The following is a 14,839-nucleotide window of genomic DNA, read 5'->3' as shown; positions in this document are numbered from 1 at the left end:
CCGGATTCACGAGCACATCATGACAACGCCGATCATCCAGTTTGGAACCAGCCGCTTTCTGCAAGCCCATGCCGATCTCTTCGTCAGCGAAGCGCTGGAGACAGGTGATGCGATTGGCAAAATCACGGTGGTCCAGACGACTGGATCGCCGGAACGGGCCGGGCGACTAAGCGCACTGGCGGCGCCGGGCGGATTCCCGGTCACGATCCGCGGACTGGCCGGCGGCGTCGAGATCGACAGCACGCAGAATGTCACCAGCGTCGCGCGCGCCCTTTCGACGGGGCGCGATTGGGATGAGGTGAAACGGCTCATTGCGGAAGAGGCGGAGATCCTGGTCTCGAATACCGGCGATACGGGTTACAATATCCGAGACGACGATCTCGATGAGGAGATTCCCGTTTCCTTTCCGGGAAAATTGATCCGCCTGCTTCACGCCCGCTTCGCTGCGGGCGGCCGCCCGCTCACCGTGCTGCCGTGCGAGCTGATCAGCCGCAATGGCGACAGGCTCAAAGAGATAATTCTTCGCCTTCAGGCCGAGCGGATCAAAAACGCCGATTTCGCGAGCTGGCTTTCGACAACTGTCGTCTGGGGCAATACCCTCGTCGACCGCATCGTTTCCGAGCCGCTGGAACCGGCCGGGGCCGTGGCGGAACCTTATGCGCTCTGGGCCATCGAAAACCAACCGGGACTGAGGGCGCCTTGTAGCCACCCGTGCGTGCTTCTGGTCGAAGACCTGACGCCCTATGAGAAGCTCAAGCTGCATATTCTCAATCTCGGCCACACGGTGCTTGCCGATATCTGGTTGAAAACCGCCCGGCCTCAAGGCGAGACGGTGAAGAACATACTGCGGGACACGCATGTCGGCGCGGCATTGATGGAAATCTACGAGACCGAGGTCATACCCGGCTTTGCCGCCAAGGGTCTCAGCCAGGAAGCGGCCGATTATGTGGTCCTAACGCTGGATCGCTTCCGCAATCCGTTTCTCGAACACCAGCTTGCCGACATCGCCAATCATCATGTTGAAAAGCTTGTCCGACGGATCGCCGATTTCCGGGCCTGGAGCCCGGACGTCCCCATGCCGAAACTTGCGGCGATCGCCGGGAACCGATGATCAGTAGCCGGCCACCGGCTTTGCTCTGCTTGTACCGCCGGCCAGGAAATCCTCGCGCAGCTTCGTCGTGGCGCTGACGAGAAGCGTTACATCGGTTCCGATCGCCATGAAGTCCGCGCCCATGTCGCGATAGAGACGCGCCTGATCAAGGTTGAGGGTCATGATGCCGCGGGCCTTGCCGGCTTTCCTGATCCGCTCGAACGCATCCTTGATGGCGGCAGTCACCTCGGGATGGCCGGGCTGGCCGAGGTGTCCCATATCGGCGGCGAGATCGGATGGACCGATAAACAACCCGTCGATCCCGTCGAGCGCGGCAATGTCGTCAAGCGCGGTCAGGCCTGCCCGGCTCTCAATCTGGACGATGAGGCAGATTTCCGCATTCGCCGTTTCGAGATAATCGCCGATCCGGCTGAACTGCGATGCCCGGCCAAGTGCAGCGCCGACGCCGCGCACGCCATGCGGCGGATAGCGTACCGCACGGACCAGCGCCCGTGCCTGTTCGACGCTCTCAACCATCGGGATCAGCAGCGTCTGCGCCCCGGTGTCGAGAATCTGCTTGATCATCCAGGTTTCGCCGACCGGCAGGCGCACGATCGGATGGCTTCCCGAGCGTGCCACCGCCTGCACCTGCGAAGACAAGAGCGGAATGTCGTTTGGCCCATGTTCGCCGTCGATCAGCAGCCAGTCATAGCCACTGCCCGAGACGATTTCAGCTGCATAGGGGCTTGCCAGAGCGACCCACAAACCCAACTGGAACCGATCCTCGCGGATCGCGGCTTTGAACGTGTTTTTCGGGGCGGGCATCGATGTCTCTCCTTGCGGCTCTGCCGACGTAGTTAAAACGGTGATGCACCAACTGTGAAGCGGTTTCCGTTCAGGTGCACCCCGAATTATGGCATGCGAGGAGAATCGAAAGGCCGGCAGAATGCCCCCTGCCGGCCTTTTGATTTCAGAGGTTTCAGTTTCACGCGATGCCGCCGAGGCAGACATATTTGATTTCGGTGAATTCCTCGATGCCGTATTTCGAGCCTTCGCGGCCGAGGCCCGACAGCTTGACGCCGCCGAACGGCGCTTCCGCGGTGGAGATCAGCCCGGTGTTGACGCCGACCATGCCGTATTCCAGCGCCTCGGCGACGCGGAAGACGCGGGCGAGATCCTTGGCGTAGAAATAGGAGGCGAGGCCGAATTCGGTGTCGTTGGCCTGCTCGATGACGTCGGCCTCGTCCGTGAAGCGGAACAGCGGCGCCAAGGGCCCGAAGGTTTCCTCGCGGGCCACCGCCATGTCCTTGGTGACGTCGGCGAGGATCGTCGCCTCGAAGAAAGTGCCGCCGAGCGCATGCTTCTTGCCGCCCTGCAGGATGCGCGCACCCTTGGCTGTTGCATCTGCGATGTGCTCCTCGACCTTGGCAAGTGCTGCCTTGTCGATCAGTGGTCCGAGGATCACGCCTTCGTCAAAACCGTTGCCGGTCTTCAGCTTGCCGACGGCGGTTGCGAGTTTTTGCGCAAAGGCGTCGTAGACGCCGTCCTGCACATAGATGCGGTTGGCGCAGACGCAGGTCTGGCCGTTGTTGCGGTACTTGGCGATCAGCGCACCTTCGACGGCCGCGTCGAGATCGGCGTCGTCGAAGACGATGAACGGCGCATTGCCGCCAAGCTCAAGGCCGAGCTTCTTGATCGTCGGGGCGCTCTGCTTGTAGAGTTCGGTGCCGATTTCTGTCGAGCCCGTGAAGGTCAGCTTGCGAACCACCGGGTTTGACGTCATTTCGGCGCCGATCGCCGCGGCCGAGCCAGTGATGACGCTGAACAGCCCCTTCGGCAGGCCGGCGCGTTCGGCGAGAACCGCAATGGCGATCGCCGAGAACGGTGTCTGCGACGCCGGCTTCAGGACTATGGCGCAGCCGGCGGCGAAGGCCGGTCCGGCTTTGCGGGTGATCATCGCATTCGGAAAATTCCACGGCGTGATGGCAGCAACGACGCCGATCGGTTGCTTCATCACCAGGATGCGCTTGTCCGGCTGATGACCGGGGATCATGTCGCCATAGATGCGGCGGCCTTCCTCGGCGAACCATTCGATGAAGCTCGCGCCATAGACGATTTCGCCGGTCGCTTCTGCCAGCGGCTTGCCCTGTTCGAGCGTCAGTATGCGGCCGAGATCGTCCTTGTTCTCGATCATCAGCTCGTACCACTTGCGCAAGGTTGCGCAGCGTTCCTTGGCGGTCCGGGCCGCCCAGCCCTTCTGCGCGATCCGCGCCGCCTCGATCGCCGCCTTGGTCTCGGCCGCACCCAGCTTCGGCACACGGCCGATGATTTCACCGGTCGCCGGGTTGTTCACCTCGATCGCGTTGCTCGGGTCGGCATCGATCCAGGTTTCGCCGACAAGAGCGGCCTGGCGGAACAATGAAGGGTCTTTCAAGGTCACGGTCATCAGCGGTATTCCTTTGCTTCGGAAAAAAATCTACAGAACTTATACAACTTTTTTCTGCCGTTCGACAATGACCCTGAACGCCGTTTCTGCGTCCTCTTCCGCCATTTCGAATTGCGCCTCATCCGCCCCAGTTTGGCCTTTCGTCTTCACGGTGGAAACGGTCCGTCGCCAAACTGCTGCCTAGCGAGGACGCTCTCAATCGCCATATACGGACTGCGTCCGTTTTTTATCGAACGCCGGCACCTCCAACTTCCGACCTCCCAAGACAGGAATTTGCAATGACAACCTCCAGCAACTACCGCCAAGCTGATTATCCCATCGAGCCGAGCTTTCTCAACCGTTGGTCTCCGCGCGCTTTCACCGGTGAGATTATCTCCGAAACCGAGCTCCTGACCATCCTCGAAGCTGGCCGCTGGGCGCCTTCGGCCTACAATTCACAGCCCTGGCGTTTCGTCTATGCGCTGCGCGAGACCGCTGAGTGGGACACGCTTTTCCCGATCCTCAACGAATTCAATCAGGGTTGGGCCAGATCCGCTTCGGCTCTCGTTGTCTTCATTTCGAAAACGCATTTTGCCGCGCCGGGTGCGACCGAAGCCGCGCTGTCGTATAGCCACAGCTTCGACACCGGTGCTGCCTGGGGCGCGATCGCCCATCAGGCGCAGCTGCTTGGGTTCCAGGCACACGGCATGACCGGGCTGCATTTCGACAAGGCCGTCGAAATTCTCGGCATTCCGGAGGGCCACCGGGTGGAAGCCGCCGCCGCCATCGGCCGGCTGGGCGACAAGTCGCAACTGCCAGACTTCCTGCAGGCGCGCGAAACCCCGAGCCCCCGCCGCCCCCTCTCGGAAATCGCCTTCAACGGCTCCTTCGTCGCCGGGTAGCTGCAAAAAGAAAACCACGCCTTCTTGCGGAGGCGTGGTTTTGACGTCGAGCAACGTGCACGCCTCGATCAGATATCGAGGTTGGCGACGCTCAGCGCGTTTTCCTGGATGAAGTCACGGCGTGGTTCGACTTCGTCACCCATCAGGCGCGAGAACAGACCATCGGCATCGGTCGCGTCGTGGACCCTGACCTGCAGCAACGAGCGGACGTTCGGATCGAGCGTCGTTTCCCACAGCTGCTCGGCATTCATCTCGCCGAGACCCTTGTATCGCTGCATCGACAGGCCCTTGCGGCCGCTGGCGAAGATCGCGTCGAGCAGCGCGCGCGGGCCGCTGATTTCCAGCGCACCGTCCTTGCGGCGCAGGATCGGCGGATGGCCGTAAATTTCCTTCAGGCGCGGGGTCAGCTGGTCGATGTGGCGCGCGTCGGATGAACCGATCAGCGCCATGTCGAGCGAGGCCACTTCCTTGACGCCGCGCACCATACGCTCGAAGCGCAGCCCGCCATCGCCGGCGACCACGGCCGTCCAGCCGCGTTCGGTTTCTTCGGCGATCAGGTCGAGGCGCTTCGCAACCTCGGCTGCCGTTGCTTCCGACTGCTCGGTATGCTGGTTGAATTCCGGATTGAGCGCCCCCGCAATCGCCGCCTGCTCGACGACCGAACGGCTGTAGCGCGAGTGCAGACCTTCGACCAGCGAGCGCAGGCGCAGCGCGTCGAGGATCACTTCGCGCAGGTCCTGCCCGACACGAACCTCGCCGGAGCCCAGTTCAAGCGCCGCGTCCTCGAGGCCCATGGAGATCAGATATTCCTCCAGCGCCTTTTCATCCTTCAGATATTGCGCCGACTTGCCACGCGCGACCTTATAGAGCGGCGGCTGGGCGATATAGAGATGGCCGCGCTCGATCAGCTCCGGCATCTGCCGGAAGAAGAAGGTGAGCAGCAGGGTGCGGATGTGGGCGCCGTCAACGTCAGCATCGGTCATGATGATGATCTTGTGATAGCGCAGCTTTTCCGGATTGAATTCGTCCTTGCCGATCGACGTGCCGAGTGCCGTGATCAGCGTGCCAATTTCCTGGCTCGACAGCATCTTGTCGAAGCGGGCGCGCTCGACATTGAGGATCTTGCCGCGCAGCGGTAGGATCGCCTGGTTTTCGCGCGACCGGCCCTGCTTGGCCGAACCGCCTGCCGAGTCCCCTTCGACGAGGAAGAGTTCCGACTTGGCGGGATCCCGTTCTGAACAGTCGGCCAGTTTTCCTGGCAGCGAGGAAATATCCAGCGCGCCCTTGCGGCGGGTCAACTCGCGCGCCTTGCGTGCTGCTTCGCGCGCGGCGGCCGCTTCGACAACCTTGCCGACCAGGATCTTGGCGTCGCCCGGATGTTCTTCCAGCCAGACGCTCAGCGCTTCGTTGACAAGGCTTTCGACGACCGGGCGGACTTCCGAGGAGACCAGCTTGTCCTTGGTCTGCGAGGAGAATTTCGGATCCGGCACCTTGACCGAGAGAACCGCCGTCAACCCTTCGCGGCAGTCGTCACCGGTCAGCGTCACCTTTTCCTTCTTCATGATGCCGGAACTGTCGGCATAGGAGACGATCTGGCGGGTCAGCGCGCCGCGGAACCCGGCCATATGCGTGCCGCCGTCGCGCTGGGGAATGTTGTTGGTGAAGCAAAGCACGTTCTCGTGGTAGCTGTCGTTCCACCACATGGCGACTTCGACGGTGATGCCGTCCTTTTCACCGCGAATAGAGACAGGCTTCGAGACCAGCGGCTTCTTGGCGCGGTCGAGATAGGCGACGAAGGCTTCGAGACCGCCGTCATAGATCATCTCGTCCTGGCGGATATCGGAATGGCGCTTGTCGGTGAGCAGGATGCGTACACCGGAATTCAGGAAGGCCAGTTCGCGCAGACGGTGTTCGAGCGTGCCGTAGTCGAACTCTATCATCGTAAAAGTGTCGCTGCTCGGCAGGAATGTCACTTCCGTGCCGGTTTCGCCATTGCTGTCGCCGACGACCGCCAGGGGCGCATCGGCCACGCCGTGCGTGAAGCTGATCTCGTGGATCTTGCCCTGGCGCTTGATCTTGAGCTTGAGCTTGACCGAGAGCGCGTTGACGACCGAGACGCCAACGCCATGCAGACCGCCGGAAACCTTGTAGGAATTCTGGTCGAACTTCCCGCCGGCGTGCAGTTGCGTCATGATTACTTCGGCAGCCGAAATCCCTTCGCCCGTGTGGATGTCGGTCGGGATGCCGCGACCGTTGTCGGTCACCGTCACGGAACCGTCGGCGTTCAGCGTCACCGTGACGATGTCGGCATGACCAGCCAGCGCCTCGTCGATCGCATTGTCCACGACCTCGTAGACCATGTGGTGCAGACCCGAGCCGTCGTCGGTATCGCCGATATACATGCCCGGCCGCTTGCGGACAGCATCGAGACCCTTCAGGACCTTGATGGAATCGGCACCATATTCGGCGTTTGCGCCGGCTTCGGTTTCAGGCAAATCGGTCATTCGGCTATAAGTCTTTCCAGGTTTTGATGCCATGTCGTCGGAGATCTGATTCCGTGCGAATCAGCCCTCGATGGCGCTCCCCGAATATAGGGATTTTGTCCAGAGTTCCAAATCCCGTGCAGCCTGAAAGCGGCAGAATTCAGGGGATCATCAGAGTTCCTTATCAGCAAACCGACCTTTTTCCAAAACATCTTCCAGCATATGGATGGTTTCGCCGGATAAGCCACGAATACGGCTCGCGAGCCGGTTGGCAAAGGCCGTGTGAGCGGGCGACAAACCGGAAGTATCGAGCACGACTTTCGGATCGGACAGTGCTGCCAGACCGAAAAGCTCGTCGGCATCATCCCAGATGACATTGAAATATCCGGCGACCCTTTGCAGGAGTTCAAAGCTCGGCGCGCCGCGCTTTCCATGTTCCAGTGCCGAGAGATAGGCCGGCGATACGCCGATCGCGGCCGCCATCTGTTTCTGCGAGACACCTTTCAGCCGCCGCAGCCGGTGCATCGCTTCGCCAAACGGCGTCATGGCATCGAACCCCTCAGCTTCGACAGGCGGACATAGAGCGCGCCCTCGCCGCCGTGGTTGCGTGCTGCCGGCTCGTAGGAGGAAATCAGCATCCGGAATTCCGGTAGCGAAAACCACATCGGCACCGCCCGTTTCAACGCGCCCTCGCTGCCAAGCGACGTACCCTTGCCGGTGATGACGAGCACGTGCCTCAGGCCCCGGTCATGCGCGCGCAGGAGAAAATGCAACAGGAACCCATGCGCCTCACTCTGGACCATGCCGTGCAGGTCGATCCGCGCCTCGATCGGCAGATGGCCCTTTGCCAGTTTGCGCTTGACGGGTTTTTCGAGAGGATGGTGGACACGCGGGCGCTTTACTGCTTCCGCAGCGCCACCGAACGATTCCGCCAGAGACTTGCCTTCCCCGATCGGCGGTGCCGCCGGCTTTTCAGGTTCCAGCGCCGGCTCTTCGAATTCGGCAAGCTCGTCCATTCGGCCGGGCAGCGGACGGGTGGTGCGAGCGACCTTGCCCCACAATATCCGATCCTCGCTGGTAAGCTTCTTATCCCTGGCCATGGTCGTATCTTGCCGCCGCGGCCTTCGGAATGAAAATGAAAAAGTCGGCGTCGTTGCGCACGGCACCAGCCAGGTGCCCGGCTTCGTCACCCGAGCCGGTAAAGATATCGCCGCGCGCGGGGCCGACGATCGCCGATCCCGTGTCGAGCGCCAGCATCAGCCGGCGAAACGGCCGGCCGCCATCGATGGACTTCAGGCTGTCGCTCGAGATGAAGAAGGGAACGCCGAAGGTATGAATGAGCCGGTCGACCGCAAGCGAGCGGCCGGGCTCCAACGCCACCTTGGCCGCCGCCACCGGACCGAGACCGGTATCATCAACCGCCGCCTCACGGAAGAAGATGAAGGATCGGTTGTGCCAGAGCACCTCGTCAGCCTCATCCGGATGTTCGTCCAGCCATTGCCGGATCGTTTGCATCGAGACGGTCGCCGCATCGATCTTGCCCCGCTCGATCAGCAGCTTTCCGGTCGCGGAAAAATAATGCCCGGTCTTCGCCGCATAGGTGACGCGCTTCATCGACCCGTCGGGAAAGACAAGCCGGGCCGCCCCTTGCACGTGGGCGAAGAAAACATCGACCTTGGATTTGGCATAGGCGATCTCCAGTCCGCGCCCGGCAAGAAAGCCCTGCTCGATCGCCTTGCGATCCGGATATTCGCCAATGGCGCCATCCTTCAACTGGCCGAAGGCAAAATAAGGATCCATGCCGATGGGCCGATTGCTATCGTCGACGTCAACAAGATCATCCGGACGACGGTAGAAGGGAAAGCGAAATGTCTTGTCCGGCGTCGTGCTGACCAGAACCTCGGGTTCATAGAATGCCGTCACGAAACCGGGCCTGCCGTCCCTGCGGACGATCTTGAACGGGACAAAGTGATCTTCGAAGAAAGCCCGAGCTGCGTCTGCGGTCCGTATCTCGACGGTCGAGGCCGCCCCATAAGCCTGCATCAGGTCGGCGGACGAGACACCGAGCGAACCCGTCTTGTGTGGTTTGACCGTCGCGACATGATGGCGACAGCGCTCAAGGGCGCCAAGCAACGGCAGCGGATTGTCGTCGCGCCAACCGGGGAGGCCGGAAAAATCGACCCGCTGCAAATCGAAATCCATCGCCGGTCCCGATCAGTTTTCGGATTCGGTGGCGATCAGCTTCCAATTCGGATCGCGCGAGCGGCTGTCGCGGGCAAACGTCCAGAGGTCGTTGACTTCAGAGACGGCCTCAGCGTCTCCATCGATGATGGCACCGGATTTGTCGTAGGTCGCGGAAATCAGCTGGCTGATGATGCGCAGCGTGATGTTGGCTTCACTGTCCTTGATCTCGGCATGCACCATGTCGGCCTTCTCGATGCCAACGAAGGTGGATTTGACGACTTCACCCTTGCTTTCGCGCTCGGAAATCGCCGCATCGAAACCTTCATAGACCTCCCGGGACAGAAGACCCTTGAGCGTCTTTCGGTCGCCGTCGGCAAACGCCATGACGATCATTTCGTAGGCCATCTTGGCACCGTTGACGAACTCCTGCGGGTCGAAATTCGGATCGGCATCGCTCATGCGGCGCAGCGCGTCGTTGAGCGGCGTTCCAGCCTTGGTGAAGGCATCGATATCGGCATAGCGTGAAATGTCCTCTCCGGCGCCGTCGCGGCGGGGGAGCTGCACGACCTTCCCGGTTGCTTCCGGGCCTTGGGCCGCCTCGCGGGGCGAATAGGGATCAACGGGCGGACGTTCGTTTCCAGTCCTCTTGCCCAGCACGCTGCGCAACTGGAGGAAGATGATCACCGCGGCGACCAGGAAAAACAATGTGATGAAGTCGAAAGAGCCCATTTCCACCCAGAACCGCTGTTAACATGCCGTGCAATCATCCCATATAGTCTGCATGGCACGATCATTCAAACGACTATATCACTTCTTTGCAATTGCCGGTCCAACGGGGACAGGCTGCTTTCACATTAAGTGGACACCATGCGTTCTCTGATCATTCCGCTGCTTTTTCTTTTGATGCCGCTTGCGGAGATCGCCGCCTTCATTTTCGTCGGCCGCGAAGTCGGCGTCGGCGTGACGTTGCTGCTGGTGCTGGCAAGCGCGATCGCCGGCGCCGTTCTCTTGCGCATCCAGGGCTTCGGCGTGCTCAGGAAAATTCAGCAGGCCTCGCAGACCGGCACCGACCCCGGACGGCAGCTCGTGCATGGCGTGATGATCGTGATCGCTGCATTCCTGCTGATCATTCCCGGCTTCATCAGCGATGTTATCGGGCTGCTCCTTTTCATTCCGGCCGTCAGGGATCTCGGCTGGTCGCTGATCAAGAACCGTCTGACGATCGTGACGACAGGTGGCATGGGTGGATTTTCGCGCGGACCGGACCCCGCCCGCGGGTCACCATCCGGCCCGCAGGTCATCGACCTCGACGAAGACGAATTTTCCCGTACCGATGGCCGCGGCCGCACCGATCCGAACGAGCGCGACCGCCTGAAGTAAGAGGCGCTCCGGGTTGTAAGCCCTGAAGCGAAGTGCTAGATGGCCTCACCAAATTCATGTCCGAAGGAAAAGGCCTTATGACCGATACCTCATCCACCCCAAATGGCGGCGCTGCAGAGAGCCCGTCCCTGAACATCCTGGCGCAGTACATCAAGGACCTTTCGTTTGAAAATCCGGGTGCGCCGCGTTCGCTTCAGGCCCGCGACAAGGCTCCGTCGATCAACATCAATGTCAACGTCAACGCCAATCCGCTGTCGGATGCGGAGTTCGACGTCGTGCTGACGCTGAATGCCGAAGCCAAGGATGGCGACAAGATGCTGTTCAACGTCGAACTCGCCTATGGCGGCGTCTTCCGCGTCACCGGCTTCCCGCAGGAGCATATGCTGCCGCTGCTCTTCATCGAATGCCCGCGCCTGCTGTTCCCGTTTGCCCGCCAGATCGTTTCCGACGCGACCCGCAACGGCGGCTTCCCGCCGCTGATGATCGACCCGATCGATTTTGCCCAGATGTTCACCCAGCGCATGGCTGAAGAGAAAGTCCGGGCACAGGTCTCCGCCAACACGAACTGACCCGGTTCTCGTAGAATATGATTTAAATGATGCCCGGTCTTCGACCGGGCATTTTCATGTGGCGGACTCGTATCTTACCCAGATGGCCTTTACACCCATTTTAGCGACGAGCGCCGCATGCGCTTCGATTTCCTCGATACTCAAACGGGGCGCAAGCGGTCGCGGCCTTTGCCCGGCGACGACAATGATATCGTCGATTTCAACCGCCTGGCCGCCGCGGCTCTCACCGGAGAGCAGGCCGAACGCCGCCTGCCGACCACCGATCATCTCGATATAGACTTCCGCCAAAAGCTCGGAGTCGAGCAGCGCGCCGTGCTTGGTGCGGTGCGAATTGTCTATCCCATAACGCCGGCAGAGCGCATCGAGCGAGTTTGGGCCCATCGGGTGCTTGCGACGGGCAAGCGCCAGCGTGTCCGTCACCAGGTCATTGGCAATCGCCGGCAGGCCGAGCCGGGCAAACTCGGCGTTCATGAAGCCCATGTCAAAGGTCGCGTTGTGGGCCACCCAGCGGGCGTCGCCGAAAAATTCGAGCAGTTCGGTGACGACGCCGGCAAAGTCCGGCTTGTCCTTGAGGAACTCGTCCGAGATGCCGTGGACCGCCAGAGCGTCGGGATGCACCTTCCGGTCGCCGGGATTGATGTAGACATGAAATGTCCGCCCGGTTGGAAAATGATTGTCGAGTTCGATGCCACCGATTTCGATGACGCGGTCCTGCCTGTTGTCGAGACCCGTCGTTTCCGTATCGAAGATGATTTCGCGCATCATGGCCTCTTCTGGCTGGTCACCTGCCGGACGATGTCCGCGACTTGGGCGCGGGTCGAATCAAGCTCACCACTGGTATCGATGATGTAATCCGCTTTCGCACGTTTTTCCGCATCGGGAACCTGGCGGGAGAGAATGAGTGCGAATTTTTCCTCCGTCATCCCCGGCCTTTTCATCACCCGCTCCTTCTGGATCTCCGGATCGCAGGTGACAATCACCACCGCATCGACCCGGTTTTCCGCCTTCGTCTCGAACAACAGCGGGATGTCGAGCAGGACGAGCGGAGATTTTTCTGCACGGTGACGCGCGAGGAACTCCTGTTCCACCTGGCGCACGAGCGGATGAACAATGGCTTCGAGCGTCTTGAACAGCGCCGGATTTTCAGACAGCTGCCGGGACAGCTCCTTCCTGTCGACCACGCCCGCCAACGTTGCTCCTGGAAATGCCGCCTCGATCGCCGCGACCGCCGCGCCCCGATAGAGCGCATGCACGGCGGCATCGGCGTCGTTCACGGGCACACCGAGATCCGCGAACATTTGCGCGGCGGTCGTTTTGCCCATGCCGATCGATCCTGTCAGCCCTAGAATGATCATGCGTGTCGCGCCATGTCGTCGATGATGATCTGCCGCAGTGTCGCATCGACCTGCGGTCTCTTGCCAAACCATTTTTCAAATCCGGGCACTGCCTGATGCAAAAGCATGCCGAGACCATCGACGATCGCAAAACCCTGTATCTCCGCCTGCTGCAGGATCGGCGTCTTCAAAGGGACATAGACAATATCCGTCACGACGCTGCCGGACCGCATCACCGTAAAGTCGATGTCGGGCGCCTCCGATCCGTCCATACCGAGAGACGTGGTGTTGATGAAAAGGCCGGCGTCTTTCATCACCTCCGGCAGAGCCTCCATCGGCTGCGCATGAACCGCCGGGCCGAACCGGTCGGCCAGTTCCTGTGCCCGGGCTTGCGTGCGATTGACCACATGGATGGTCTTGACGCCGCGATCACGCACCGCCTGGATGACCGCCCGGCTGGCGCCGCCGGCGCCGAGAACGATCGCGGTGTCGCATCGATCCCAGCCGGCAGAGCGCTCATCGAGGTTCGCCGTGAACCCATGCCCGTCCGTATTGGTCGCATGTACCAACCTATCCTCGACCCACAAGGTATTGGAAGCGCCGAGTTCGGTGCTCAACGTGTCCGGCCGGTCGGAAAGGGCGAAGGCCATTTCCTTGTGAGGGATGGTGACATTGCCGCCGATGAAACCGGACTGGCCGTTCCTGAGCGACGCGATGAAAGCCGGAAAATCTTGCGCGGCGACTTCATGCGCCCGGTAGCTTCCTTCCAGGCCGAGCTGCTTCAGCCAATAGCTATGGATCAAGGGCGAGCGGGAATGCTTCACGGGATAACCCGTGACGAAGGCATGGTTAACAAATGTTTCACGTGAATCACGCATCGATCACTCGCAAATCCCTCAGTTTCGCCAGAAGCGGCAGCATGGGCAGACCGAGGATCGTGAAATAGTCACCCTCAATTCTCTCGAAGAGCTGAATGCCCTCCCCCTCGAGCTGGTAGGCGCCGACGCTCGACAGCGCTTTTGGCCCGACGCGCTCGAGATGCCGCTCGATGAAGCCGGCGTCCAGTTTCCGAACGGTCATCCGGGCTGAGGACACATGTTTCCAAAGGATATCCCTGCCCAGCGTCAACACAATCGCGCTGTTCAGCTGGTGGGTGTGGCCAGACAGCGAAACAAGATGGTCGCGCGCCTCGGCCATAGCTCGCGGTTTGTGATAGACACGCTGGCCGAGCGACATGGTCTGGTCCGAGCCTATTATAATGTCTTCAGGAAAAGCCTCGCCGACATTTCTTGCTTTCGCCTCGGCAAGAATGAGCGCGACCTCTTCCGGTGAGGAATGCTGCTCCTCTACCTGATGTTCGATCTCGCGCTCGTCGATCTCGGCCGCCCTCGCCTGAAAGCGTATGCCGGCATTCTCCAAAAGCATGCGCCGGAAGGGGCTCGCCGAAGCGAGGACAAGAGAGCCTGCCATTGTCTTCATATCCTGATTGACCGGACTCGCCTTAGCGCAGCCGCGGTCTCAGGGCAACAATTGCCGCCGCCGTTTCCTCGATGGACCGGCGGGTCACATCGATCATCGGCCAGTTGTTGCGGGTGCAGAGCGAACGCGCATACTTCAACTCCTCCGCGATGGACGCCCGATCAACATATTCGTCCGCCCGAAAATTGTTGGATGCGGTTCCAAGCACGCGGTTTTCCCGGACCTGAGAAATCCGGTCAACGGTGGCGATCAGTCCGACCACCAGAGGCTTGGTCGCCTCCATCAACCGATCCGGCAGCGGGACGCCGGGCACGATCGGGATATTGGCGGTCTTGATGCCACGATTGGCGAGATAGATGCTGGTGGGCGTTTTCGAGGTCCGGCTGATGCCGACCAGCACGACATCGGCATCGTTGAAATCGGCCGGCATCTGGCCGTCATCATGATCCATCGTGAAATTGAGCGCATCGATGCGTGCGAAATAATCGGCGTCCATCACATGCTGCGCGCCGGACCGCCGCCGCGATGTCGCGCCGAGATAGGACTGGAAGAGATCGATGATCGGGTCGAGCACCGAGACACACGGCAGCCCCATCTCCTTGCAGGTCGCATCGATGATGTCGGCCAATTCCCGATCGACGACCGTATAGAGCACGATCCCCGGCGCACCATCGACCGCGGCCATCACCTGCATCAGCTGCTTGCGGTTCCTGATCAGGGGATAGACGTGCTCGAGCGCATGCGAGGACTGAAATTGCGCGGCCGCGGCCCTGCCCGCTGCGATCAGCGTCTCACCGGTCGAATCGGAGATCAGATGCAGGTGGAAATAGTTTTTATGGTTCTCCACGCTATTCTCCGGAGGTTGTTGATAAACCGGGACAGCGACAGCTAAGGGCCGCCGCTTTTCAAAGGCAAGGGGAAAACCGGCGAGTTATTCACAATCCGGATTCTTGGGAAGCCGATTTTCAGCCCTTGTGGACAAGACTCATAGTT

The 14,839-nt window shown here is 60.8% G+C and carries 16 protein-coding genes; 4 read left to right on the top strand and 12 right to left on the bottom strand.

Going from position 1 to position 14,839, the window contains the following annotated elements; all coding sequences use genetic code 11:
* Window positions 1-19: 19 nt before the first annotated feature.
* On the top strand, window positions 20-1,111 hold the full coding sequence (locus WI754_RS04715) for a mannitol dehydrogenase family protein (protein ID WP_349436499.1): 1,092 nt from the start codon (window positions 20-22) through the stop codon (window positions 1,109-1,111).
* Here WI754_RS04715 and hpaI read toward each other — a convergent pair whose 3' ends face one another.
* Both hpaI and gabD read right to left on the bottom strand, forming a co-directional pair.
* Window positions 1,112-1,915, bottom strand: coding sequence for a 4-hydroxy-2-oxoheptanedioate aldolase (gene hpaI / locus WI754_RS04710; protein ID WP_349436498.1), 804 nt, complete (start codon window positions 1,913-1,915; stop codon window positions 1,112-1,114).
* Between the two features lie 160 nt (window positions 1,916-2,075).
* On the bottom strand, window positions 2,076-3,530 hold the full coding sequence (gabD, locus tag WI754_RS04705; RefSeq protein WP_349437730.1) for an NADP-dependent succinate-semialdehyde dehydrogenase: 1,455 nt from the start codon (window positions 3,528-3,530) through the stop codon (window positions 2,076-2,078).
* 284 nt (window positions 3,531-3,814) lie between these two features.
* Here gabD and WI754_RS04700 point away from each other — a divergent pair, with 284 nt between their 5' ends.
* Window positions 3,815-4,417 carry a nitroreductase family protein gene (locus tag WI754_RS04700; protein WP_349436497.1) on the top strand — a complete coding sequence of 201 codons (603 nt, stop codon included), beginning with the start codon at window positions 3,815-3,817 and terminating at the stop codon, window positions 4,415-4,417.
* 68 nt (window positions 4,418-4,485) lie between these two features.
* Here the strand turns inward: WI754_RS04700 and gyrB are convergent, their stop codons facing one another.
* The 5 genes from gyrB to WI754_RS04675 all read right to left on the bottom strand — a co-directional run bounded on the left by gyrB (window position 4,486) and on the right by WI754_RS04675 (window position 9,813).
* A complete protein-coding gene (gyrB, locus tag WI754_RS04695; RefSeq protein WP_349436496.1) occupies window positions 4,486-6,921 on the bottom strand; it encodes a DNA topoisomerase (ATP-hydrolyzing) subunit B in 2,436 nt (811 codons plus the stop codon).
* Window positions 6,922-7,071: 150 nt separating this feature from the next.
* Entirely contained in the window at window positions 7,072-7,446 is a 375-nt protein-coding gene (locus tag WI754_RS04690; protein ID WP_349436495.1) for a helix-turn-helix transcriptional regulator, read from the bottom strand.
* Entirely contained in the window at window positions 7,443-8,000 is a 558-nt protein-coding gene (locus tag WI754_RS04685) for a Smr/MutS family protein (protein ID WP_349436494.1), read from the bottom strand. Before WI754_RS04685 ends, WI754_RS04690 begins: the two co-directional genes overlap by 4 nt.
* A complete protein-coding gene (locus WI754_RS04680; protein WP_349436493.1) occupies window positions 7,987-9,102 on the bottom strand; it encodes a murein transglycosylase A in 1,116 nt (371 codons plus the stop codon). Before WI754_RS04680 ends, WI754_RS04685 begins: the two co-directional genes overlap by 14 nt.
* 12 nt (window positions 9,103-9,114) lie before the next feature.
* Window positions 9,115-9,813, bottom strand: coding sequence for a Tim44/TimA family putative adaptor protein (locus tag WI754_RS04675; protein WP_349436492.1), 699 nt, complete (start codon window positions 9,811-9,813; stop codon window positions 9,115-9,117).
* 138 nt (window positions 9,814-9,951) lie between these two features.
* On the opposite strand from WI754_RS04675, the gene WI754_RS04670 reads away from it, so the two are divergent.
* Both WI754_RS04670 and secB read left to right on the top strand, forming a co-directional pair.
* Complete coding sequence (locus WI754_RS04670; RefSeq protein ID WP_349436491.1) at window positions 9,952-10,464, top strand: FxsA family protein; 513 nt, start codon at window positions 9,952-9,954, stop codon at window positions 10,462-10,464.
* A 77-nt stretch (window positions 10,465-10,541) separates the two neighbouring features.
* Window positions 10,542-11,033, top strand: coding sequence for a protein-export chaperone SecB (secB, locus tag WI754_RS04665; RefSeq protein WP_051977859.1), 492 nt, complete (start codon window positions 10,542-10,544; stop codon window positions 11,031-11,033).
* Between the two features lie 54 nt (window positions 11,034-11,087).
* Here secB and dnaQ read toward each other — a convergent pair whose 3' ends face one another.
* Genes dnaQ through WI754_RS04640 form a run of 5 tightly spaced genes read right to left on the bottom strand, consistent with a single transcriptional unit; the run spans window position 11,088 to window position 14,693 of the window.
* On the bottom strand, window positions 11,088-11,795 hold the full coding sequence (gene dnaQ, locus WI754_RS04660) for a DNA polymerase III subunit epsilon (protein WP_349437729.1): 708 nt from the start codon (window positions 11,793-11,795) through the stop codon (window positions 11,088-11,090).
* Window positions 11,795-12,388 (bottom strand): dephospho-CoA kinase, encoded by a 594-nt coding sequence (gene coaE / locus WI754_RS04655; protein WP_349436490.1) that lies wholly within the window; start codon window positions 12,386-12,388, stop codon window positions 11,795-11,797. Before coaE ends, dnaQ begins: the two co-directional genes overlap by 1 nt.
* A complete protein-coding gene (locus tag WI754_RS04650; protein ID WP_349436489.1) occupies window positions 12,385-13,245 on the bottom strand; it encodes a shikimate dehydrogenase in 861 nt (286 codons plus the stop codon). Before WI754_RS04650 ends, coaE begins: the two co-directional genes overlap by 4 nt.
* Entirely contained in the window at window positions 13,238-13,837 is a 600-nt protein-coding gene (locus WI754_RS04645; RefSeq protein WP_349436488.1) for a Maf-like protein, read from the bottom strand. Before WI754_RS04645 ends, WI754_RS04650 begins: the two co-directional genes overlap by 8 nt.
* A gap of 31 nt (window positions 13,838-13,868) precedes the next feature.
* Window positions 13,869-14,693: a pyruvate, water dikinase regulatory protein gene (locus WI754_RS04640; RefSeq protein ID WP_349436487.1), complete on the bottom strand. Its 825-nt coding sequence runs from the start codon at window positions 14,691-14,693 to the stop codon at window positions 13,869-13,871.
* Window positions 14,694-14,839 lie beyond the last annotated feature (146 nt).

Source organism: Pararhizobium sp. A13 (assembly GCF_040126305.1).
In the GTDB taxonomy this organism is placed as follows: domain Bacteria; phylum Pseudomonadota; class Alphaproteobacteria; order Rhizobiales; family Rhizobiaceae; genus Pararhizobium.
The sequence above is the reverse complement of the archived record's forward strand: the minus strand, read 5'-3'. Positions and strand labels throughout refer to the sequence as shown.

Coding starts and splice junctions, on each gene's coding strand:
- WI754_RS04715 (WP_349436499.1), top strand. CDS start 20: ATGACAACGCCGATCATCCAGTTTGGAACCAGCCGCTTTCTGCAAGCC.
- hpaI (WP_349436498.1), bottom strand. CDS start 1,915: ATGCCCGCCCCGAAAAACACGTTCAAAGCCGCGATCCGCGAGGATCGG.
- WI754_RS04700 (WP_349436497.1), top strand. CDS start 3,815: ATGACAACCTCCAGCAACTACCGCCAAGCTGATTATCCCATCGAGCCG.
- gyrB (WP_349436496.1), bottom strand. CDS start 6,921: ATGACCGATTTGCCTGAAACCGAAGCCGGCGCAAACGCCGAATATGGT.
- WI754_RS04690 (WP_349436495.1), bottom strand. CDS start 7,446: ATGACGCCGTTTGGCGAAGCGATGCACCGGCTGCGGCGGCTGAAAGGT.
- WI754_RS04685 (WP_349436494.1), bottom strand. CDS start 8,000: ATGGCCAGGGATAAGAAGCTTACCAGCGAGGATCGGATATTGTGGGGC.
- WI754_RS04680 (WP_349436493.1), bottom strand. CDS start 9,102: ATGGATTTCGATTTGCAGCGGGTCGATTTTTCCGGCCTCCCCGGTTGG.
- WI754_RS04675 (WP_349436492.1), bottom strand. CDS start 9,813: ATGGGCTCTTTCGACTTCATCACATTGTTTTTCCTGGTCGCCGCGGTG.
- WI754_RS04670 (WP_349436491.1), top strand. CDS start 9,952: ATGCGTTCTCTGATCATTCCGCTGCTTTTTCTTTTGATGCCGCTTGCG.
- secB (WP_051977859.1), top strand. CDS start 10,542: ATGACCGATACCTCATCCACCCCAAATGGCGGCGCTGCAGAGAGCCCG.
- dnaQ (WP_349437729.1), bottom strand. CDS start 11,795: ATGCGCGAAATCATCTTCGATACGGAAACGACGGGTCTCGACAACAGG.
- coaE (WP_349436490.1), bottom strand. CDS start 12,388: ATGATCATTCTAGGGCTGACAGGATCGATCGGCATGGGCAAAACGACC.
- WI754_RS04650 (WP_349436489.1), bottom strand. CDS start 13,245: ATGCGTGATTCACGTGAAACATTTGTTAACCATGCCTTCGTCACGGGT.
- WI754_RS04645 (WP_349436488.1), bottom strand. CDS start 13,837: ATGGCAGGCTCTCTTGTCCTCGCTTCGGCGAGCCCCTTCCGGCGCATG.